Origin of the sequence: Methylobacter psychrophilus, assembly GCF_025583945.1 — a bacterium.
Classification (GTDB): domain Bacteria; phylum Pseudomonadota; class Gammaproteobacteria; order Methylococcales; family Methylomonadaceae; genus Methylobacter_C; species Methylobacter_C psychrophilus.
Window position 1 is genome coordinate 52,232 of the sequence record NZ_JAOEGU010000014.1, and the last position, 22,351, is coordinate 74,582.

Here is a 22,351-nt window from a genome sequence, read left to right on the forward strand (position 1 = left end):
TTGTCGATAATTCTATTTGTAGAAAAATTTATTTTAGCGAACTGCATTAACAACGTTAATCGACCAACAACTTGAGAAATTAATACTATGAAAAACTTAAAAAAAATAGCTCTGGCTTTATTTATTGCATCATCTATGGGAGCTGTTTCAAATACCGCTCTTGCTGAAACAGATTCTGGCCGTATTACTTATGCTCCAGCTGATGCAATTGATATGGTTGCAGCAAAAACCGGTCTTGCTATTGATGCGATCACCAAAGGCGAAGACAAAGAGAAAGTCTCTGATCTTATTAAGGACGTACTTGCTGCAAGTAAAGAAATCAATGCTAGTGATAAAGTATTTGCCGCTCGCGACAAAGTCCACAGCAAACTTAAAGCAGCTCGTAAACACATAAATGAAGGCGCTACACAAGAAGCTGAACAAGAATTAAGAGACGCTCAAAAAGGTTTCTTGGCATTGAAGGGATTATTGTAAATTGGCGACTTACTTCCTGCAACTACATGCAGCGTTGTAAAATTTTCCAACTATAAAAGCACATTGATGATTTGATTTAATATATGGTATTAATCATTTATTTTCGTCTTTTATAGCATAAATTTATTATCGTCAAGATAATGAATTAAAACCTCGTTACTAAAAAGTGACGAGGTTTTTTTTATGCCTGCGATAAAATTCAGTTGCTCGTTCTTTACGGCCCGTAAATAAGCTATTGCCCCATAGAATGGCATAACCTGCTTAAGCGCAGAGATGCTGCAAATGAATCATTAGCTTAGTGGGCATAGACGATAGAAAATGACACGACACTGAGACCAGCTTAGGAATCGATAACACTACATTCAAGGCATCACCTGAACTGTATAGGGACACTCTTTATTATCTGACATAGAAACAGGATTTAGCAAACATAATAATGTCTGTTACGAAGTCATTTACATCGCACGAATATAACCCAGCTATTCCTAAAACCATCGACATGCTACTAAAAGAAACCAAGCTGCCAACTCTCATGCGATATTATTATCGCCATCAAGAGCAACAAGGCCAAGTAGTGACACCTGCCATTTTCCGGATTTTTTAAGCAACCATTATCAAAAACGGGCGTGAAAATGGACTGGAAAAGCACACTTACGACAAGAAAAAAGCTTTGCTAATCTATTCTCCGGTCGAACTTATTACGCTCTCTGAACAACAGGTTATCGCACTTAAAGACCAGATCATTGTAAACATCGTATTGATTGGGCGATATTAGATTTTGAGTCGGCCTATAATTACGACAATTACTGGTGGGCTTGAGCAACACGCCTTAAGCATCAATTGGCTTTCAGTGATAGCTCTTGTCGAAAGCCACTAACAAACCAAGCAGACTCTGGATTTAATAACGGTAATGATATGCATGGATAAACATCAAGTCTTGGTTATTGATGATATTGGTGATGTTAAAAAACTGATGCCGAAATGCAGGCATTACTTGAATTCATTACACTTCGCCATTAGCTAAAGCTTAACTATTAGCTCTAACCAAACTTTTCGTCAGTCAGTAGATCCATATATTTCTGAAAAATATTTCGGATAGCCTAAATTTTCTCAAAAAAAAACCCCCGCCACTTAAAAGTGACGGGGGTTTTTCAATTCCTTAACTGATTACCGAAGCAACCAGTTAATTATTTCATTAGATGAAAGATGGAATTAATGGAGCGTCAACAGTAACCATTTGACGGTTACCAGCTTCATCATAGAAGAACAACAAACCAGCAAAACGGCTATCTGGATCGTAGATCAAATCAGCTAAACGGTATACTTCCCATGCAGCATCAGAAGCAGTAACTTGTACTGTTCTTGATTGACCTGGAGCGATTGGGCTGTTATCGCTAACAGTCAAACCTTCTTCAGCCAACAAATCATCAGGATAACCTGATTCGTCAACAGAAACTTCAGGATCCAAGAAACGTACACCAGCTGTGTTGAATTCACCTAAACGAACACCTGAATCACCATTGTTGGTGATAGTCATAGTCATTTGCATGGCACGACCAGGTACACGATAAGTAGCATCTTCAATTTTAACGCTAACAGTCTTCGCAGGCATTTCAATTGTCTTCATACCACGTAACAAACCAGCTTGAAGAGGTGTTGTGATAGGGAACTTTTCGTTAGTACTTGCCATTGAAAAGGCAATAATAGCGATAGTACCTGCAGCAAAACCCATTGCAACTTTCTTGTCAGTAGCACTAATTAATGAATCAGCTTTACCAGCTTCAACAGCAATTGAACGTGGAACAAACATTGGTTTACGTGCCCAGTATACTAACCACAACAGACCTATGGAGTACCACAGACCATGCCAGAAGTAAGTATTACCAAGGTTGTAAGTTTCCAGATCAAGAGTTTCGCCAGTCAAAGTAGTGATTGGGTTAACAAATGAAGCCATAGAACCAGTAATAGTTACCCATTTACCTGGACCGATGATTGGACCACCGCCTTGTACGTTCATCATAGCATGAACATGCCAGTCACCTGGACGACGTGCTTTCAACAATACTTTAAATTCATAAGTTTCACCCAATTCCAAAGAAATTGAACGTGGAACTAATTGACCGCCAACCCATGAACCAACACGAATAAATACTGGACCTGGAATACCAACGTTCAAGAATGATACTTCTGGTTTGTCAACAGTTTCAGGCCATCCCTGAAAAACGTAGAACTTACCGGAAATTGTCATTGTATCGTTAACTGGCACTTCTTCTTTTGACCAGTTAAGGTCAAACCAGTGAATAGTCCGCATACGCATAAATGCGGCTTGAGATTTTTCACCATGAGCAGATGCAGTTGGTACGTAAAACATCGCTGCTGTAACAGTAATCAGCAGTGCGACAAAGGATAATTTAGCAACCTTGTCTTTTAATATTTTCATATATCCCCCTCTATTTAATAGAGAATCTTTTTTAGTTAATCTGGCATCAATTACTAATAGCCAGCTCTCCAAATTTATCGTTTTTATTTAAGACCCTGAAATTACAGAGACTCGCTAGAGATAAAAGTTGTTTGAGCGAACCATTTGCCAAAGAAATGCCACAAAAAGTATATAATGATACTCACGAAACCAGAGAAGAACGCTGATACTGGAGCAACGTCTTTACCGAATGTTCTCAGTGTACCCTTTTCAACCATTCTGATATATTCAGGTGTACCGGTTCTTACATAGTGGTAACCTTGTAAATCAGCTAATGTCATCATCATGCCGTTATATTCAACAGGAACATGTAATGGAGCAATGATTGGCCAGTTGCCAGGATAGAACAACAGACCCCAAGCCAAACCACCGACAACTGCAGTTACTGTAACACTACCTGTTAACATCAGGATAGCATCAAGAACGATAGCGCCGGGCATCAGGTTAGATGGGAAGCAGAAGTTTACTGGGAAGTATGTCCAGCCCCAGAAATTTAAGTATCTGTTGACCCATTCGCCTAAAAGCAGACCTAATACACAAACTACCGCACCAAAAGGCAAGCGGTAACGGTACCACAAACATGCTTGAACAGCAGCAGGGAAAGTGATTGAAACGATTGGTGCTACGGTTACCCATAGACGTCTATCTTTCCAGTCAGTCCAGAAATCCCAGTCACCACCGGTTAACATATAGTGAATGTGATAACCACCAAGTACAACGAAAAACACTGTAAACAAAATTAGCCAATCGAACGTGCGTGAAGCTTTTACTGCTTCTGCGCGTGAACGTACAGCTGATTGAGATGCGCTCATAGCTTACCTCCTAAAGGATTTAAATTATTTTTATTAATCATTAACTTTTCTACTTTGCTGCTTCGTCGTGAAAAAAGACGAAGCAGCCAGGAGATAGTTAATTATTACAACCAAGACTTGATATTAAGCCAAGTCTTTTTTCAGAAGTTTGGAGATAGCACCAACTTCTGTGTTTACAACACCTAACAAACCTAAAGCAGCCCATCCGAAGAATACGAAGCCGTAGTGTAAAGGTGCAACGAACAACTCTTCCATAAACCAGAAGGTGTGACCCCATTCGTTCAAGCCAACATTTGGTAAGATCATAAAGGGACCAACTACAGCCACTAAATACATCAAATGTAAACCTTCTTTATAGGTAGGTAATCTTGTTTTTGCATACAACAAAGAAGCACCACCAGTGATGATGTAAATTGGATATGCCAAATAAAATTCAATGATATGACTTGGTGTAAAGTCAGTATCACGAACAATAGTTTGATGCCAAGTACCATCTTGCTCTGTAAAGTAGCTAGCGCCAAAATAAATAGCGATACCGTACATACATAACCAAGTCCAATGTGTGAAATGTCTTCTCAACTCTTCTCTTGGAGTGATTGACATCACTTTACGATCACGAGTCTTCCACATGTAACCCCACAAAAGACCAGCAGTGATTACTTCCAATACAAATTCGATATACAGGAAGTTCATCCAGTATGTTTCGAATTCTGGCGCGAATGAGTCAAGACCGGCAGACCAGCCATAAACACCTTCATACCAGCGTACCCAGGCGTAAAACACTATGTATAGTGCTGCACCCATGACGAGATTTCTTTTTTTCAACAGCGGTTGTTCCGCAGCATCAGTTTTAACTGATTCAGTTGTAGCTGCCATTTCTACCTCCTAAAAATTAACAAATTCCTGGCTTAATTAACCAGGATTCTATGGTACAACTCCATTTTCCCACTTCAACTTAAAATAAATTAAGCTTCGGTGCCACCAAGTCAATTTAGTGAGCAGTCAGTCTACCAGCTCAAGTAACCTTGTCAAGTCAAAAACATTCTCAATTTCATTTTTCTGTAATTATTCGCGTTCATATAAAATTTACCTGCGCTTAATATCCTGATTCCTGTTAAAATTAGCCAAAACATATCGATAATTAACCCTTATTTAATTACCTGAATTTTATGAAAAAATACCAAATATTAATACTTATAGCGGGATTAACTGTTCTTCTTTTAACCCAATATAAAGTTGTCATGCCTTTTATATATAAGACTGCTGCGTCAGACCTGTTTCTGGTGGATAGCAAAGACCAAGCCAGTCCAATAGCCATATCGACACCGATGTCGGGAATTGCTTTCACGCATTGTAATAATTACATCAAATCCGAACTTGGACCTGATACAACCGTAGCCTTTCCTGAAAAACCTTTAAACGCATGGACTCTGGGAAATTATCAGTATCTTATCAGCGCTGAAGTCACCGTTAGTAACAGCACCAAAAAATATGCTTGCCGCATTACTTATAATAATGGTGACAATGAGGAAGGTTCTCTTGATTTTGACAACTGGTCTATTATCGGCCTGTCAGGCGTGACTGACTGATAAATACCCAGTCATTATTCAACACTTATTTGAGTTAACAAATAAAGTTCAGCAACACGAACAATCTTGCATTCTGAGGAATTGCTCAATCCCCGGACAGCAACAGCCTGTTAAATAAAATAGGTATATGGCAGTTAAGTCTATATACCGATCTTAAAAATTTATTACAAATCATGTCAATTTAACTGGAAAGACCTGAAAGTTTTTTTGATTTTCATATCCGGGGAAATCTTTTTGAAGTACTCAATGCAAGTAAAAACCACACATTGTTAAGCGGGAAATCCTGTATTTTTGTAGGCAAATTGCCTATAAAGAAAGATTTATATGTCGAAGTTAATATTATATTAGTCCCAGCGATTATCTCTGACCTGAACTCTGTCGTTTTTAATTTGTACCGGAAAACAGGTGATGTTTTCATAAGCGGGAGGCGATTTAACTTCACCCGTTTTAACGCAAAAGCGCGCACCATGCCGAGGACAGACAATCTCATCGCCGTCCAGTTGTCCACTGGCAATTTCCGCACCGTCATGTGAACAAACATCTTCAATGGCATAAAAAGCACCCTTTATTTTAAAGACCGCCACATCAGTTCCATCAACATCAACAACCATGTTTTCGCCATCTGCGAGTGCATTTTGATCTATCACATCTACCCAATCAGACATTCTTTATTCCCGAATCTTTAGCTTTTAAAATAAACATCATAACGTAATAATTTCCCATGAAAACTTTCATTAGGCTTACCACCTAAAGGCTCTGCGTAATCCGGACTTTTTACTACCACCCGCTTTCCGGCAGCCATTAAAGCGGACGCAAAAAGCTGCTCTTTATCTTGATCATCCCCCAACAAATCACGTAAAACCATCATTGCTTTCTTGGGCAGAGCGGACTTTTTACGCTTGGGCGGGAACATCGGATCAAGATAAATACAGTCTGGCTGAGATTCTAAAGTTGCCAACAGATCTATGGCATTACCGATGAGTAATCGTGGCGACTGAAGATTAAGACTCTGCATCCACTCCAAGTCAGCCAGGCGTTTAAAACCATCAAGCAGCAACTCGGCCATCACAGGCGAACGCTCCATGCAAAGCACCTGATAGCCCATACGAAAGATATGTAAGCTATCTTGCCCCCATCCTGTCGTTGCATCAACAACCGTTCTCGTTTTTCGCCCGAGCGCATGTGCCAAAGCACCATCTTTAGGTGCTGGCCATGATCGTTGCTCACCATTGCGCGGCTCTATATCAACAACCAGTCCGCCTTTTTTAAGCAGCTCTTTATCAAGCAACTTTAAACAACCATCGCGCCACGTTAAAAAGAAACTCTCCTCGCTGTCATTATTAATTGAGTGATATAAAGGAACGCTTAGCCTTTGTGCAAGCTCTTGAAAAGGCAGGCTATCGCCATGCCCCTGATAGAGTACGGCCAGTTTTCCGGTGTATTTTTGCACTGAATTATTAACAATAATACTTATTCTGTAGAAATGGCTTGTTGTTCATTTTTCAACGCAGCGTCAAGGGTATGCCAAGCCAGTGTCGCACATTTAACCCGTGCCGGATATTCACGCACACCTGCTAATACGGCCAGCTTACCAATCGCTTCAAGATTAAAGTTTTCATCTTTACCCGTCGTCATTTCATGAAACTTTTTAAATAACGCTTCAGCTTCCTGTCCGGTTTTTCCCTTAACAACTTCAGTCATTAACGAAACAGATGCGGTAGAAATAGCACAACCTGAACCCTGAAAACTGGCATCGGCAATCACATCGCCATCCATTTGCAAATATAAAGTCAGGCGATCACCACATAGAGGGTTAAATCCTTCGACTTTTCTATCGGCATTTTCAATGATACGAAAATTGCGCGGGTTGCGATTATGGTCAAAAATAACCTCTTGATAGAGGTCGCGTAAATCATCAAACATTAGCCAAATACCTCTATTAAAGATTCTATACCCTTCATTAACACATCAATTTCTTCTTTCGTATTATACATGGCAAAAGAGGCTCTTGCTGTCGCGGGCACCTGAAAAAAATCCATCACCGGCATGGCACAATGATGCCCTGCCCTAATTGCTATACCTAAACTATCAAGCATGGTGCCAATATCGTGTGGGTGTATTTTATCAAGAACAAAAGACAAGATAGCACCTTTATGGCCAGCTTCACCAATAATTCGCAGACCTTTAATTTGCTGCGCTTTTTCCGTAGCATAAACCAGTAACTCAGCCTCGTAAGCTGCAATCTTATCCATACCGATAGCATTGAGATAATCAATAGCCGCGCCCAAACCAACAACATCGGCAATATTCGGCGTACCGGCTTCAAATTTATAGGGCAAGACATTGTATTCGGTTTCTTCAAAAGTGACTTTGCGAATCATGTCACCACCGCCTTGATACGGCGGCATAGCTTCCAACAATGCTTGTTTTCCGTAAAGCACACCAACACCTGTCGGGGCATAGAGCTTATGCGCGGAAAAAACATAAAAGTCACAATCCAGATCCTGCACATCGACAGGCATGTGAGGAATCGCCTGCGCGCCATCAAGTAAAACAGGTATGCCTTTTTCATGCGCTACAGCGATAATCTTTTTAACGGGATTAATCGTACCCAGTGCATTAGACATGTGGACCACGGAAACCAGCTTGGTTTTATCATTGATCAGTTTTTCAAACTCTTCAAATATCAATTCACCCTGCAAGTTGATGGGCGCAACCTTCAATACTGCACCGGTTTGCTCACAGAGCATTTGCCAGGGCACAATATTCGAATGATGCTCCATCGCGGTAATAATAATTTCATCACCGGGCTTTACGTTGGCTTTACCGTAAGTTTGCGCAACCAGATTAATGGCATCGGTAGCACCTTTAACAAAAATAATTTCCTTTTCGCTGGCCGCATTAATAAAGTCTTTAACTTTGGTACGTGCGCCTTCAAATTTATCGGTAGAGCGAACGCTTAACGTATGTACGCCACGATGTACGTTGGCATAATCATGGCTGTACAAATGCACGATGCTGTCAATAACCGCTTGCGGCTTTTGGCAAGTGGCGGCATTATCCAGATAAACAAGATCCTTGCCACGAATTTTCTCCTTAAGAATAGGGAAATCCTGGCGTATTTTCTGTACATCAAACACGGTCATAACCACTCCTTATTAACGCCTTCCTGCGGGAAACGGACCAACACTTGCTCCAACACTTTATCATGTAAATCTTTAATTTTAATCTTATCGACCATTTCGTTGGCAAAAGCAAACGTCAACATATTACGCGCCGTTTCTTCATCAACGCAACGTGATTGCAAATAGAATATCGACTTTTCATCCAGTTGCCCGACAGTAACACCATGTCCACACTTAACATCATCGGCATAAATTTCCAACTGTGGTTTGGTATCGGCTTCAGCGTCATTTGATAAAAGCAGATTGCGATTATTCATTTGTGAATCAGTTTTTTGAGCATCTTCAGCCACAATCACCCGCCCCTGAAAAACACCTCTGGCTCTATCATCCAGTACACCTTTGTAAAGCTCACGACTGATGCCGTGCGGCTTTAGATGATTAATTCGGGTGTGATTATCGATATGTTGACGTTTGACACCCAAATACAAACCGTTTAATTCACACTCGGAAGCGTGATCCAAATCGGCATGAATATCGCAACGCGCCAGCAAGCCGCCAAAAGCAAAATTATGATGGGTAAAACGTGCATCTCTGGCTTGTTGAACGTAAGTCCCGCCGAAATGATAGGCTTTTTCAGACTCGCACTGCAGCTTATATAATGTTACATCAGCATTTGCACCAACAAAAACTTCAGTGACAGCAGCCGATAAATAGGCATTATCCAAACCGACAAAGGTTTCTATAATACTGGCTTCTGCCATTTGGTCAGCCACAATAACCGTGCGCGTGGCAGTCAAAACATCAGCACGGGTGGCCAGATGCAAAATTTGCACCGGCTTTTCCAGCACCTGTTTGGCATCAATATGAATAAACAAACCGTCGCCAAACCAGGCGGTGTTAAAAGCGATAAAACCATGTTTATCGTTATTAACTGCCTGATTAATGTATTTTTCCAGTGTTTCCGGCTGTTTTTCCAAAGCGTCGCTCATACTCAGAACAGAAACCGCTTCAGGCAAACCCTCTAAAACCGAAAACTCGGCTGAAAAATGTCCGTCAATCAACACGACCGACCACGCATCTTTTAACTGATATGATTTAAGCAACTCTTTATCAATGGCACTTGTTGCTATGCTTGTTGCCGGCGAAAACAACTTTTTCTCGATTGCCGACACATTGGTGTAACGCCACTCTTCTTCTCTTGGGGAAGGAAAGCCTTGCGCAGAAAATTGGCTTAAGGCCTCAGCGCGTAATTGCTGCAACCACGACAAAGATTGCCCGCACAATACCGGCGCTATTGTTGGATATTCTGCCGTATAACGGCTTGCCAATGCCGTTATCATTATGCTGCCGCCTGAGTATCTTCAAGCCAGCTATAGCCTTTTTCTTCAAGCTCCAGAGCCAGTTCTGCACCACCTGATTTAACAATTTTACCTTGCGCCAAAACATGCACAAAATCAGGCTTAATATAATCCAGCAAGCGTTGGTAATGCGTTACCATCACAAAAGCACGATCAGTAGACCGTAAAGAATTTACACCTTCTGCAACCACTTTTAACGCATCAATATCCAGACCGGAATCCGTTTCATCGAGAATACACAACTTGGGTTCAAGAATAGCCATTTGCAGAATTTCATTACGTTTCTTTTCACCGCCGGAAAAGCCTTCGTTTACTGCGCGGTAAAGAAATTTCTCATCCATTTCAAGTAAACGTATCTTGCCTTTTACCAAGGTTAAAAAATCCATTGCATCCACTTCCGGTTGCCCATGATGTTTACGAATAGAATTGAGCGCAGCTTTTAATAAATAAATATTACTGACGCCAGGAATTTCTACCGGATATTGAAACGCCAGAAACACGCCTTCACGCGCCCTGATTTCAGGTGGCATTGCCAATAAGTCTTTACCCTGATAAGTGGCAGTTCCGGCGGTGACGGTATAACCACTCTTACCGGATAATATATGGGACAAAGTACTTTTTCCGGAACCGTTGGGTCCCATTATGGCGTGGATTTCACCGGCCTTTATTTCAAGGTTAATACCTTTAAGAATGGGTTTGTCGCCAACGCTAACGTGAAGATTTTTTATGCTGAGCATGTTGTTTTACCTGTATTATTTAATGGATTTCACACCGGGACTGTTGCCAGTTTTAGTTACCGGGTGTCTTTAATTTTCGCATTTACTGGATGACTGACCGACTTGGTAATCCGATCATTACGTCCTTTTATCCTACAGAACCTTCCAGACTCAATCCCAACAAAGCCTGTGCTTCTACTGCAAATTCCATTGGTAATTCCTTGAACACTTCTTTACAAAAACCATTAACAATCATTGACACCGCATCTTCTGCTGACAGTCCACGTTGCTGACAAAAGAACAACTGGTCTTCGCTGATTTTTGAAGTAGTCGCCTCATGCTCAACTTGTGCCGAAGGCTGTTTAACTTCAATATACGGAAACGTATGTGCACCACATTTATCACCAACCAACAAAGAATCACACTGGGTATAATTGCGGGCATTTTCGGCACTTTTCAATACTTTGACCAAACCACGGTAAGTATTTTGTGCTTTGCCTGCAGAAATGCCCTTGGCAACAATCGTGCTACGGGTGTTCTTGCCAATATGAATCATCTTGGTGCCGGTATCGGCTTGCTGATAATTATTGGTCAGTGCGACTGAATAAAATTCACCGATTGAATTATCACCCGTCAAAATACAACTGGGATATTTCCAGGTAATTGCCGAACCTGTTTCTACCTGCGTCCATGACACTTTGGAGTTGTCTCCACGGCAATCGGCGCGTTTGGTAACAAAATTATAAATACCACCCAAGCCGTTTTTATCGCCCGGATACCAGTTTTGCACAGTCGAGTATTTAATGACGGCATCTTTCATCACGATTAATTCTACGACCGCCGCATGCAGCTGATTTTCATCACGCATAGGCGCAGTACAACCTTCAAGATAACTGACATGACTGCCTTCATCGGCAATAATCAGAGTTCTTTCAAATTGTCCGGTATTGGCGGCATTGATTCTAAAGTACGTTGATAATTCCATTGGGCAACGCACACCTTTAGGAATATAAACAAAAGAGCCATCCGTAAATACTGCCGCATTTAAAGCCGCAAAATAATTATCGGTATGCGGCACCACTGAACCCAAATATTGTTTGATCAAGTCAGGATGATCGCGCAAGGCTTCAGAAATGGGGCAAAAAATAACGCCGGCATCATGCAGTTTGCCTTTAAAAGTTGTTGCCACAGAGACGCTATCAAAAACGGCATCAACCGCAATACCAGCCAAACGCTCTTGCTCGTCCAGCGGAATACCCAGTTTTTTATAAGCCTCCAAAACTTGCGGATCAATTTCATCCAGACTTTGTGGACCGTCTTCTTTGCGTTTGGGCGCGGAATAATAACTGATAGCTTGATAATCTATAGGGGGGAACTTAACAAATGCCCATTCTGGAGATTTCATGGTTTGCCAATGTCGGAAGGCTTTTAAGCGATATTCCAACATAAATTCAGGTTCATTTTTAATCTTCGACAACTTATGAATAACCGACTCATCCAGTCCGGGCGGAAAGGTATTGGTTTCCAATTCAGTAACAAACCCTTGTTTGTATTCCTTATTGATAAGGTTGTTGATTTCTTGTGTACTTGCTGACATAAAAAACTCTCTATACTAACGATATAAACTGGCGATGGGGATCAGGATTTCTTGTTTCCAGGCTGGATTTTGCAACTGAACCGGCTTAATCATATCGGCTAACGTTAATGCCTCTAACGCATTATGGATAGTCTGATTAATTAAACTCCAACTGTCACGAATGTCACAACCGGAAGCCTGCTCACAACCCTGATGGGAAATACTGCATTCAGTTAATGCAATAGGCCCTTCTAAAACACTAATAACGGCGGCTATGCTAATTTTTTCCGGCGCCCTGGCCAAGGCATAACCTCCTTTGGCCCCTCGCGTTGAAATCAGCAACTTGGCATTGACCAAAAGCTTAAGAATTTTACTCACGGTAGGCAAGGCAATTCCCGTAGCTGAAGCTATTTCCATCGCTGCATGCAGCTGTGTATTATCTCTGGCCATAAAACTTAAAATGACTGTTGCATAATCCGTTAATTTACTTAACCGTAACATACCTGCTCCAAATGATTGTGTACTATTCTAGTCCTATTTAAATTCGCAGTAAAGAGCTAGGTAATTATCGCATCAATAAAACATTACCTTCTCACTAAATTTACAAAGATAAAACGTCCAGCGCATGGATGCAATTATTTTAAGTGGCAACGAAACTCACTAACTGATTGCTTACTTTGGACTCTAAAACTTGCCAATTAAACGCTTGAACGTATAATTACAAGCCACTGTAAACGGCTGGATAACGTTTAGCCTTAAGGAACATACAATTCATGGGGATTCTCAGCCTACTGCTCTGGACTCCGGCGGCTGGAGTCTTACTACTGGCTTTTACTCCCGGACAGAATACCCGCATCATCCGCATACTTGCGAATTTGTTTACTACCCTGGCATTTTTGCTGAGCTGTTGGTTATTAACCCTATATGATCAGCACAACGCAGCGCTGCAATTTGGCGAATATTTTCCGCTCAATCCCAACTTGGGTAGTGCATACGCATTAGGTATTGACGGACTATCCATGCCAATGCTGATTTTGGCAACCCTGCTTACCTCTATTGCCTTGCTGGCTTCTTTTACTGTTTCCAGCAGTATCAAGGGTTATCACATTTGTATTTTGTTGCTTGAATTTGGCATGTTGGGCGTCTTTCTGGCACAAGATTGGGCACTATTTTATATATTTTGGGAAGTTACGTTAATCCCGCTATTTTTTCTTATCGGTCGCTGGGGCGGTAAACGTCGACATACCGCGAGCCTTAACTTTGTACTCTACACGATGGGCGGCTCGGTTTTTATGCTGGTCAGTTTACTGGCCATTAGCCAGTATGACCTTGAACACAGCGGCTCTTTAATGACGACGATGCATCAGGCCGCGCAAGACATGCCTCGTTATGAGCAAATTTTAGTACTGCTTGGCTTTTTAATCGGCTTTGGCGTTAAAATGCCGATTTTTCCGCTGCACGGCTGGCTACCGCTAGCCCATGTTGAAGCACCCAGTCCGATAAGTATTCTGCTATCGGGAATTTTACTAAAAATGGGGGCTTATGGCCTGATAAGAGCGGTAACCATGCTCCCTGAAGCGGCGCATATCTTGCAACCATTTCTGGTTTTTCTGGCGCTGTTCGGAATGCTCTATGGCGGCTTGCTGGCTTGGCGGCAAAGTGATCTTAAAGCCATGGTCGCTTATTCTTCAGTGAGTCATATGGGTATTGTTTTATTAGGCATTGCGACCTTAAATGAAGTAGGAATGACCGGCGCAGTATTGCAAATGACGGCTCACGGCCTGATTGCCGCCGCCATGTTTCTGCTGGTGGGGCTACTTTATGAACGTACTCATACCCGCAACATTAAAGATTACAGTTCACTGGTTCAGGTAATGCCACGCTTTACCTTATTCATGACCTTAACGTTACTTGCTGCGATGGGACTACCCGGCTCAGTTGGCTTTATCGCCGAGTTACACGCACTTATCGGGGGCTTTCAACAATGGGGTGGCTTAATGATATTTTTCAGCATCAGTATTTTGATTAGTGCGGCTTACGCCATGCGGACTATAGGGCTGTTATTTACCGGTCCGGTCAAACCGCAAATGCAAAAAATTGCCGACCTTAATACCCCCGAAATTTTGGCGGCAGGATTATTGGTTGCCGGTATTGTCTTGTTTGGTTTGCTCCCTGCGCCATTGATTGATTTGTCAGCGGCAACTATTGCGCAGATAAACCAACAAATCAGTCAGCGACTTTTATAGCGTTGACCATGCAAGAATCATCTTTAAACTCTGCCAACCCTCGTGAACAGATCATAGCTGCGCTGAATGATTTGGATCATATCCTGCCCGGACAGGCACCGATTATTGATTTCGTTCATCACAATACCTTACATGGCTTTCAACATTTACCGTTTGAAGATGCACTGGCAGCATTTACAACCTTAACAGGTATTAGCGCTTACCTTCCTGAAATACAAAGCCGCCTTTTTTATCAGCAAGGGCGTATTAACGACAATGACTTGACCGCCGCACTGGCAAAGTGCCCTGACTTAAAGACCGAGCAAATTGTTTGCACGCTAAAAAATCATGTCATCACGCAAAAAGATATTTACTGCATTGCGCTATTATTTGATTTAACCGGCATTAGCGTTAGTCAGTTAAATTGGCAGATAGAAGAATTAGAGGCTTTAAATACGGTACAAATGGGTGTGCCGGAGCCAATTCGTAGTCGTCTATTTGCCGATGATGGCCATCAAGATGCCGTTATCAAAACGCTTTGGGAAAGTATTTTAAGCAAACTTGATTTACAACAAGCCACCTTGCACCCCGAGGCACTCCTTGATTTGTCACTGGAGCACGCTGAAGAATGGCTGATAGCTTATCAGGGCTTACAAAACCCCCTGGAAACGCTGCATCGTAACGACTTTACCGCACTGGATCAATTGTTATCCCAAGTAGGCGATAGCATCACTTTACGCGGTTTTATCCTTGCATTAAGCGGAGTAGATATCCTTGATGACGTGCACCCTCAACTGATCCGCATCTGTGCATCGGCGATGGACGAAGGCGTTGCCTCCTGGCACACACCTGAAAGGCGTCATTTAGGACTTTATGCTGCCTGGCGGGCAACCGTCATTTATGATGCCAATCCTTTTTTACATGAGCTGCCTGACTGGCAACAAATTATGTCAGAATTACCTGAGGATGCAGTCGATACCATTATTCTGCAACTGACCCAGTTAGAAATACCACCCATACAGTGGGCCGGTTATTTGCGTAGACTGGCACTTGAATTACCCGGCTGGTCAGGCCTTATTAACTGGCGGCAACATCACCCTAACTACCAGGCAGTAAATGACGCATCTCCCCAACTTGCTGATTACCTTGCCATTCGATTAACGTTGGATAGACTTTGGCTAAATCAAGTCTGCCGGGATACCTGGAAATGTGCAGCAAAAATCAGCACACTCCGGGCTTATTTTCGCAAAAACCTGTCCGAATTCACGGTACGCCAATCGGTTTATCAGGGCGACTTGCCGGAATATCTGACTCAACGAGCCGAAGCACTACTCATTCAAACAGATCCCGATCGCCACAATCGTGCTGATTGGCAACAACTTGCTGATCTTATATGGACCTGGCAGTGCAGTCCGATAGCTGAAAACAGCACTCAGCATACCCTTCACAATAGTTGCTGGCGCTTGTTTCGGTTATGTCAACATTTGGGACTCAATGCCACGGATATTGAGGCGCTACAAGAAACAGACCTGCTGGCAATGTTGGCTCTACTGGATGAATTTACCATCACTCAACGTAGCAAAATCTGGCTGTACGCTTACGAAAACAATTATCGGGAAAGCTTTTTTCAGGCGTTGCGGGCCAATCATCATCGTGGTCGCTGGGCTAAACGCGAAAGCCGTCCTGACGCACAACTTATATTCTGCATGGATGATCGTGAAGAAGCTTTTCGCCGCCATCTTGAAGAATTTAACCCCGCGATTGAAACCTTGGGTACCGCCGGTTTTTTCGGGATCGCCATGAATTACAAAGGTCTTGATGACCGCAAAGTGACACCTTTGTGTCCCGTAGTAGTGACACCTGCCCATGAAGTTCAGGAAGTGCCACGTATCGGCAACGATAAGGCTTTAGCTTGCCATAACCGGGGACGGAAACTTAATCAGTGGCTTGCCAATTGCCTGCATCATGGCCTGCGTCGCAACCTGTTGTTGTCCCACCCCATTATTGATGCAATTGCACCGCTGGCTTTACTGGCGTTGCTGGCAAAATCACTGCTGCCAAAAACTCAATACGGCTTACTGGCAAGTATGGCACAGCGGATATCGCCACCCGTTAAGACTCAACTAAATTTCACCTCAACCGATAACATAGCCGTTGCCTCATCGGATCAGCCAAAATCCGGATTTACTGACGGCGAACAGGCAGATCGTGTTGCCGGCTTACTGCGTAATACCGGCTTAACTTACGAATTTTCGGAACTGATTGTCCTGATGGGACACGGTTCTATCAGTCAAAATAACCCGCATCTGGCAGCTTATGATTGTGGTGCTTGTAGTGGCCGTCATGGCGGCCCTAATGGACGGGTATTCGCAGCGATGGCGAACCGCCCTGAAATACGCAAACTATTGCTTGATCGTGGCATCACCATTCCTTCTGATACTTGGTTTATCGGTGCTGAACACAATACCTGCAATGAAACCATCATTTGGTACGATCTGGCTGACGTTCCTCCTGAACAATTAGCCAGTTTAAGCAAATTACAAGAGGCCCTGCGCCATGCCCAACAAATGTCGGCACACGAACGCTGCCGCCGACTCGCTTCTGCACCGCGCCAGCCAACGCCCAAAGAAGCCTTGGCGCATATAAAGGAACGTGCGACTGACTTTTCCCAGACCAGACCTGAGTTGGGTCATGCCACTAATGCCTCTGCCGTAGTGGGTCGCCGCTCATTGACACAAGGTGTATTTTTTGACCGCCGTGTCTTTTTAATTTCTTATGATCCCACTCAAGACACTGACGGAAAATTACTTGAAGGCATATTGTTGGCGGTCGGGCCGGTAGGTGCAGGTATTAATCTTGAGTATTACTTTTCCACCGTTAATAACGAACGCCTGGGTTGCGGTTCTAAAGTACCCCATAATGTTACCGGTTTTTTTGGTGTCATGGAAGGCGCCAGCAGTGATTTACGCACCGGTCTGCCGCAGCAAATGATTGAAATTCACGAAGCAATGCGTTTGCAACTTTTGGTAGAAGCAAAAACATCGGTGCTGGAACGTATTTACGCCGACCAGAAAGATCTACGCGAACTGATAGGCGGCGGCTGGATTCATTTAAGCGCTAAAGATCCGGACAGCGGTGAAATTTTTATTTTTGAACCCAATACGGGATTTGTGCGTTGGCAAGCAGAAGTAAAGGCTTTGGCTCTTTACGACAAGTCAGAGGATTGCTACCGCGACCAAACCCTACCTGTTCCACCTGCGCTGATTAAACAGCCACTTCGACAGGCTCAGGACAGATCTAAACTGTCGGGATCTTAAAATGGATGCATTAGTTGTTCTAATTCCTTTACTGCCTTTTATTGCCGCCGTTCTGATCGGCGTCGGTCAGATAGCGCAACTCCTAAGTGGCGAAGCCGGCGAAAGCACCACAGCAATTATCGCTACCTGGGCTATCAGCATGTCCTGTCTGCTTGCCTTGGCATTACTGGGCGCTGATTTACTGGGAAAAAATACCGGCGAATTAAATACAGGTCAATGGCTGGACAGCGATAATTTGCATATTTCAGTGAACTTTATCACGACAGGTTTTAACGTCGTGTTGGCAGCCCTGTTTTCATTGCTGTTGGTTATCATCCTGCATTTTTCCATTAATTATATGCACAGGGAGGCCGGCTTTCATCGCTTTTTCTTTATCTTAAGTCTTTTTGCTTCTGGCATGTTGTTACTGGTGTTATCAGGTAATGCCGTCGGTACATTTTTTGGCTGGGAAATTGCAGGACTCTGTTCTTATTTGTTGATAGCCTATGCCTATAATCGCCCGATTGCTGCCATTAATGCAACACGGGTATTTGTTACTAACCGTATCGGCGATGCCGGGTTTATTCTGGGAACAGGATTAAGTTATGCCTGGGCAGACAGTATTGTCTGGAACGATTTGAATGCAGCTTCGGCACAACTGAGTACCAGCGAAGCCACCGGAATTGCCTTGTGTTTTGCTGTAGCGGCATTCGCAAAATCAGCACAATTGCCTTTCACTCCCTGGTTGGCGCGCGCACTGGAAGGGCCAACACCATCAAGTGCGGTATTTTATGGCGGGGTTATGGTGCATGCCGGCGTTTATCTGGTCTGTCTTTTAGAACCCGTTTTTGAACAGGCACCGTTTGCTATGGCAGTACTTGCGATAGCCGGTTGCGCTACGGCAATCTATAGTTTTATCGTTGGCTTAACCCAGACGGATGTGAAAAGTTCGTTGATTTTTTCTACCTCCGGCCAACTCGGACTGATGTTTCTGGAGTGTGGCCTGGGCTTTTGGGAACTGGCCAGTTGGCATCTTTGTGCTCATGCTGTCGTGCGCGGTTATCTGTTCTTGACAGCACCGTCACTGATGCACAATGTACAGGATAATCCCGTAAAATTAGTGACTCCTGCAATCGCGAGACTTCGCTGGGCTTACGTTGCTTCAGTACAGCGCTTCTGGCTGGATCAAATAACGGACTGGACATTGGTAAGACCAATTCGCCGACTGGCACACGACCTTAACTATTTTGATGATCATATTATTGATCGGGTTATGGGTGCCCCTGCTCCGGCCATCCATACCATATCGTCACTGGCGCAACTGGAAGAAAAAATACTTGGCGCACGACTCGATAATGAGACGGATGAATTTGCTCACGGTAGCGGCCTGGCAGGTAAACTCACTGAATGGTTTGCTGCCCTGATGCACTGGTTTGAAGCCCGCTTCGTTTTACGCAGCATAGGTAAGGACACCAACCGCTATGGCCGAAAACTGGGACATGCCGCCAATAAATTTGAGCAATTAATACTAAGGCCGCGTTATCTGGTACTGTTTGTATTTATAACATTGTTGGTTGTATTTTGAGACGCTGATGAATACGCTTATTACTTTTTGGTCAGAATCTGCGGCCTTCCCACTACTCACGACACTGACACTGACTCCACTTGCGACCATGGTCGCTATCCTGTGTTCACGCTCATCGACTGTTGCCCTGCGTTTGAGTTTCTCTGGAACCCTTTTGACAGCTTTACTCGGCATCTACCTGTTGGCTATTTTCGATTCCGGCAATCCTGGCATTCATCTGGCCGAACAAGTTCATTTTGGGTGGTTTAGTTATAGTGTCGGCGTTGATGGCGCAAATATTTTATTTATTCCATTGACTGCTATTTTAACACTACTAACACTGACCTATGCCTTAATTACCCGGCATGCCATGGATCGGCTGTTCATGGCCTGTTTGCTGGGTTATGAAGGCATATTGATCGGTGCTTTTGCAGCGCTTAACCTGATGCAGTTCTGGCTGTGGTGTATGCTGGAACTTATCCCGGTGGTTTTGTTAACACTGCATGCCGGAACCGGGCTAAACCGGCGCTGGGTGGTCACATTGCTACTGCAATACTGGGGTAGCGGCTTACTGCTAACCTTGGCCGGTTTTATGTTTCTTGCTTTTGGCTTAATCGATTCAGAGCATGTACTAACATTTGACTGGCTGACGCTAAAACAAAATAACGCTTATTTACATGACGAAGTATTGGTTTTTGTACTCCTGTTTTTTGGTTTTGCCATTCGTATGCCCTTGTTTCCGTTTCATGGCTGGCTGCCATTACTCGCGGAACAAGGCACGGTCGCCAGCGGCACTATCTTTATAGTCGGTTTAAAACTGGGTATTTATGCCATGATTCGTTTTGTTTTACCCCTGGTTCCAGGCGTCGCCGAACAATGGTCAGAATTTGTCTTAACATTAAGTCTATTCAGTATTTTTTATGGTGCGCTACTCGCCCTGATACAAATTAATATTCGCAGATTACTGGCTTTTGCCGTCGTTAGCCATACCGGAATGCTGGTAATCGGTATTTTTTGCTTTAACGAATACGGTCTGGAAGGCAGTCTTTTGCTTTCCATTGCTTACGGCATTGCGACAGCTGGCATGTTATATAGTGTCGGTTTGATTTATGAGCGCACTCGCACGGCTTTTATCCCGCGTCTGGGCGGGCTATTTGATACCAATTCGGCCATGGCATTGCTGTTTTTAATCTCGGCACTCAGTACGATGGTCATGCCCGGCACCCCCGGATATGATGCCGCTCATTTACTCATTGAAGGCGTGATTGAAGAAGATGGCTGGTTACTGGCGATAGCAATATTACTGGGTAATGTGCTTGCTGCGGCTTTTTTGCTTCGGGCTTTTCAACAGATATTTATAGCAACTCCCAAGCGGGTTCACCAACCTTATAGCAGCACTCATCACCCCGTCAGAACAGAGCGTATTATCACTGTGGTGATTTGCTTATTACTGATTGTTACCGGCTTTTACACAACGCCATGGCTAAACTTTATAGATCAGGAAGCCACCGATATAGGCGCGCATTACCCCATGCACGGCTCCCAGAAAACTGAACGTATGATCTGGCCCTCCGAGGACAAGCAACATGAGTGAAGCCGATTTTCCGCTACTAAGCCTTATTATTCTGTTCCCGTTACTGGGCGCTATTGCAACCGGCATTACCGGCAATATAAAACTGGCTAAAAAAATCGCACTGGCTATTGCCAGTCTCGAACTGATACTGACTGTCGCTGTGTTGCTATTGTTTAATGCGGCTAAAGGTGACGATTTCCAACTCGTTGAACAATATGCCTGGATACCCAGCCTGAACATTGAATTCCTGATCGGAATTGATGGTATTTCGGTATTATTTTTACCCATGTCAGCGCTATTAACGCTGATGGCCATTATTGCTTCCTGGAATTCGGTACAACATCTGCAACCCTTTCATTTTGCATTATTACTGGCGCTGGAAGGTATTACTATCGGTGTGTTTTCGGCGCTGGATATGGTGCTGTTCTTTTTATTTTGGGAACTGACTTTACCGCCTATCTTTTTTTTAATCGGCTTATGGGGCATAGGCCCCCAGCGGCGTAGTGCAGCGCTAAAATACACGCTGTTTATGCTGTTTGGCGGCGTCCCGTTATTGTTTGCCATTATCATACTGGCCATTAATCACGCGACTGATGTAAAGGGTCTTATTCCTGAAGATCTATCCTTCAGTTTGCCGGTACTTCTGGACACGCCGTTACCCGATAATTTACAGGCTGTTGTTTTTTTATTACTGCTGGCAGGTTTTGCCGTTAAAGCGCCGTTAATACCTTTTCATACCTGGTTACCCACTGCCGCCATGGAAGGACCGACACAAATAACGGCCTTATTAATCGGCCTGAAATTGGGCGTCTACGGGATACTGCGTTTTACCATGCCTTTAGCCCCGTCTGCCGCTGTTGAATACAGTTGGGTATTAGGTATATTAGGTGCCATCACACTTATTTATGGCGCATTGATAGCACTGCAACAAACCAATTTACGACGCTTACTGGCTTATGCCAGTATCAGTCATGTTGGTCTGGTAATAATTGGTATAGCCTCCTTAACCATACAAGGTATTCAAGGGGCCATTTTTCAGTTGTTTAATTTTACGCTGATTGCCAGTTCCTTAATGCTCGTTGCCGGTTTTATTCAGCATCGACTGGCGAGTACCGAAGTTATACACCTCGGCGGCTTGGCTAAAGTAATGCCACGCTTAACCGGCTTTTATTTTTTGTTCGTATTGGCCAGTATCGGAATACCCGGCACCAGCGGTTTTCCTGCGGAATTATTATTGATTTTTGGTGCCTTAATCGCTCACCCAGGCTTGGGCATTACCGCACTGGCAGGTGCAGTACTCAGCGCCGCTTATATGCTGTCTTTTACCCGCAAGGCATTTTTAGGTCCCATCACTCAATCCGCCGTTAGTCAGGCACAGGATTTACGGCCGCGTGAATTGGCGCTGTTATGCGTAACCGCGCTGTTAATTTTAGGCTTTGGTTTTTTGCCAAATAGCATACTTAAAACCAATCAGGTCGCCGCAGAAGTTTGGTTATCGCATTTGCTGGATCAATCCATGCAAGGAAACAGCAGACTTGCGGGAGTGGTAAAACGTTAAAAATAA

At 43.6% G+C, this 22,351-nt stretch carries 18 protein-coding genes; 7 read left to right on the forward strand and 11 right to left on the reverse strand.

Features of this window, described 5'->3' with window-relative positions:
* Window positions 1-87 precede the first annotated feature (87 nt).
* Window positions 88-474: a hypothetical protein gene (locus tag N7974_RS08995; RefSeq protein ID WP_262965293.1), complete on the forward strand. Its 387-nt coding sequence runs from the start codon at window positions 88-90 to the stop codon at window positions 472-474.
* Window positions 475-1,669: 1,195 nt separating this feature from the next.
* Here N7974_RS08995 and amoB read toward each other — a convergent pair.
* From amoB to amoC, 3 genes are all read right to left on the reverse strand, one after another.
* Window positions 1,670-2,914: a bacterial ammonia monooxygenase, subunit AmoB gene (gene amoB / locus N7974_RS09000; RefSeq protein ID WP_262965294.1), complete on the reverse strand. Its 1,245-nt coding sequence runs from the start codon at window positions 2,912-2,914 to the stop codon at window positions 1,670-1,672.
* Window positions 2,915-3,015: 101 nt separating this feature from the next.
* Window positions 3,016-3,765 (reverse strand): bacterial ammonia monooxygenase, subunit AmoA, encoded by a 750-nt coding sequence (gene amoA / locus N7974_RS09005; RefSeq protein ID WP_262965295.1) that lies wholly within the window; start codon window positions 3,763-3,765, stop codon window positions 3,016-3,018.
* A 123-nt stretch (window positions 3,766-3,888) separates the two neighbouring features.
* A complete protein-coding gene (gene amoC / locus N7974_RS09010; protein ID WP_262965296.1) occupies window positions 3,889-4,641 on the reverse strand; it encodes a bacterial ammonia monooxygenase, subunit AmoC in 753 nt (250 codons plus the stop codon).
* A gap of 365 nt (window positions 4,642-5,006) precedes the next feature.
* On the opposite strand from amoC, the gene N7974_RS09015 reads away from it, so the two are divergent.
* The gene (locus N7974_RS09015; protein ID WP_262965297.1) at window positions 5,007-5,354 is read left to right on the forward strand and encodes a hypothetical protein; all 348 of its coding nucleotides are present in this window, start codon (window positions 5,007-5,009) and stop codon (window positions 5,352-5,354) included.
* A 344-nt stretch (window positions 5,355-5,698) separates the two neighbouring features.
* Here the strand turns inward: N7974_RS09015 and N7974_RS09020 are convergent, their stop codons facing one another.
* The 8 genes from N7974_RS09020 to N7974_RS09055 all read right to left on the reverse strand — a co-directional run bounded on the left by N7974_RS09020 (window position 5,699) and on the right by N7974_RS09055 (window position 12,630).
* A complete protein-coding gene (locus tag N7974_RS09020) occupies window positions 5,699-6,019 on the reverse strand; it encodes a non-heme iron oxygenase ferredoxin subunit (RefSeq protein WP_243220735.1) in 321 nt (106 codons plus the stop codon).
* Window positions 6,020-6,036: 17 nt separating this feature from the next.
* Window positions 6,037-6,804 (reverse strand): class I SAM-dependent methyltransferase, encoded by a 768-nt coding sequence (locus N7974_RS09025; RefSeq protein WP_262965298.1) that lies wholly within the window; start codon window positions 6,802-6,804, stop codon window positions 6,037-6,039.
* A 20-nt stretch (window positions 6,805-6,824) separates the two neighbouring features.
* Window positions 6,825-7,277: a Fe-S cluster assembly sulfur transfer protein SufU gene (gene sufU, locus N7974_RS09030; protein WP_262965299.1), complete on the reverse strand. Its 453-nt coding sequence runs from the start codon at window positions 7,275-7,277 to the stop codon at window positions 6,825-6,827.
* Entirely contained in the window at window positions 7,277-8,500 is a 1,224-nt protein-coding gene (locus N7974_RS09035) for a cysteine desulfurase (protein ID WP_262965300.1), read from the reverse strand. The genes sufU and N7974_RS09035 overlap by 1 nt, the downstream gene beginning before the upstream one ends.
* On the reverse strand, window positions 8,497-9,819 hold the full coding sequence (sufD, locus tag N7974_RS09040) for a Fe-S cluster assembly protein SufD (protein ID WP_262965301.1): 1,323 nt from the start codon (window positions 9,817-9,819) through the stop codon (window positions 8,497-8,499). Before sufD ends, N7974_RS09035 begins: the two co-directional genes overlap by 4 nt.
* Complete coding sequence (sufC, locus tag N7974_RS09045) at window positions 9,819-10,574, reverse strand: Fe-S cluster assembly ATPase SufC (protein ID WP_262965302.1); 756 nt, start codon at window positions 10,572-10,574, stop codon at window positions 9,819-9,821. The genes sufD and sufC overlap by 1 nt, the downstream gene beginning before the upstream one ends.
* Window positions 10,575-10,701: 127 nt before the next feature.
* Complete coding sequence (sufB, locus tag N7974_RS09050; protein WP_262965303.1) at window positions 10,702-12,150, reverse strand: Fe-S cluster assembly protein SufB; 1,449 nt, start codon at window positions 12,148-12,150, stop codon at window positions 10,702-10,704.
* A 15-nt stretch (window positions 12,151-12,165) separates the two neighbouring features.
* A complete protein-coding gene (locus N7974_RS09055) occupies window positions 12,166-12,630 on the reverse strand; it encodes an SUF system Fe-S cluster assembly regulator (RefSeq protein WP_262965304.1) in 465 nt (154 codons plus the stop codon).
* A 272-nt stretch (window positions 12,631-12,902) separates the two neighbouring features.
* On the opposite strand from N7974_RS09055, the gene N7974_RS09060 reads away from it, so the two are divergent.
* The 5 genes from N7974_RS09060 to N7974_RS09080 are packed head-to-tail and all read left to right on the forward strand — an operon-like array spanning window position 12,903 to window position 22,345.
* Window positions 12,903-14,375, forward strand: coding sequence for a complex I subunit 4 family protein (locus N7974_RS09060; protein ID WP_262965305.1), 1,473 nt, complete (start codon window positions 12,903-12,905; stop codon window positions 14,373-14,375).
* Between the two features lie 8 nt (window positions 14,376-14,383).
* A complete protein-coding gene (locus N7974_RS09065) occupies window positions 14,384-17,671 on the forward strand; it encodes a DUF2309 domain-containing protein (protein ID WP_262965306.1) in 3,288 nt (1,095 codons plus the stop codon).
* A gap of 1 nt (window position 17,672) precedes the next feature.
* Window positions 17,673-19,235: an NADH-quinone oxidoreductase subunit 5 family protein gene (locus tag N7974_RS09070; protein ID WP_262965307.1), complete on the forward strand. Its 1,563-nt coding sequence runs from the start codon at window positions 17,673-17,675 to the stop codon at window positions 19,233-19,235.
* Between the two features lie 7 nt (window positions 19,236-19,242).
* Entirely contained in the window at window positions 19,243-20,808 is a 1,566-nt protein-coding gene (locus N7974_RS09075) for a complex I subunit 4 family protein (protein WP_262965308.1), read from the forward strand.
* Entirely contained in the window at window positions 20,801-22,345 is a 1,545-nt protein-coding gene (locus N7974_RS09080; protein WP_262965309.1) for a complex I subunit 4 family protein, read from the forward strand. Before N7974_RS09075 ends, N7974_RS09080 begins: the two co-directional genes overlap by 8 nt.
* Window positions 22,346-22,351 lie beyond the last annotated feature (6 nt).

Coding starts and splice junctions, on each gene's coding strand:
- N7974_RS09070 (WP_262965307.1), top strand. CDS start 17,673: ATGGATGCATTAGTTGTTCTAATTCCTTTACTGCCTTTTATTGCCGCC.
- N7974_RS08995 (WP_262965293.1), top strand. CDS start 88: ATGAAAAACTTAAAAAAAATAGCTCTGGCTTTATTTATTGCATCATCT.
- sufB (WP_262965303.1), bottom strand. CDS start 12,150: ATGTCAGCAAGTACACAAGAAATCAACAACCTTATCAATAAGGAATAC.
- N7974_RS09035 (WP_262965300.1), bottom strand. CDS start 8,500: ATGACCGTGTTTGATGTACAGAAAATACGCCAGGATTTCCCTATTCTT.
- sufU (WP_262965299.1), bottom strand. CDS start 7,277: ATGTTTGATGATTTACGCGACCTCTATCAAGAGGTTATTTTTGACCAT.
- N7974_RS09055 (WP_262965304.1), bottom strand. CDS start 12,630: ATGTTACGGTTAAGTAAATTAACGGATTATGCAACAGTCATTTTAAGT.
- amoC (WP_262965296.1), bottom strand. CDS start 4,641: ATGGCAGCTACAACTGAATCAGTTAAAACTGATGCTGCGGAACAACCG.
- amoA (WP_262965295.1), bottom strand. CDS start 3,765: ATGAGCGCATCTCAATCAGCTGTACGTTCACGCGCAGAAGCAGTAAAA.
- N7974_RS09020 (WP_243220735.1), bottom strand. CDS start 6,019: ATGTCTGATTGGGTAGATGTGATAGATCAAAATGCACTCGCAGATGGC.
- sufC (WP_262965302.1), bottom strand. CDS start 10,574: ATGCTCAGCATAAAAAATCTTCACGTTAGCGTTGGCGACAAACCCATT.
- N7974_RS09065 (WP_262965306.1), top strand. CDS start 14,384: ATGCAAGAATCATCTTTAAACTCTGCCAACCCTCGTGAACAGATCATA.
- N7974_RS09015 (WP_262965297.1), top strand. CDS start 5,007: ATGCCTTTTATATATAAGACTGCTGCGTCAGACCTGTTTCTGGTGGAT.
- N7974_RS09060 (WP_262965305.1), top strand. CDS start 12,903: ATGGGGATTCTCAGCCTACTGCTCTGGACTCCGGCGGCTGGAGTCTTA.
- N7974_RS09075 (WP_262965308.1), top strand. CDS start 19,243: ATGAATACGCTTATTACTTTTTGGTCAGAATCTGCGGCCTTCCCACTA.
- sufD (WP_262965301.1), bottom strand. CDS start 9,819: ATGATAACGGCATTGGCAAGCCGTTATACGGCAGAATATCCAACAATA.
- amoB (WP_262965294.1), bottom strand. CDS start 2,914: ATGAAAATATTAAAAGACAAGGTTGCTAAATTATCCTTTGTCGCACTG.
- N7974_RS09080 (WP_262965309.1), top strand. CDS start 20,801: ATGAGTGAAGCCGATTTTCCGCTACTAAGCCTTATTATTCTGTTCCCG.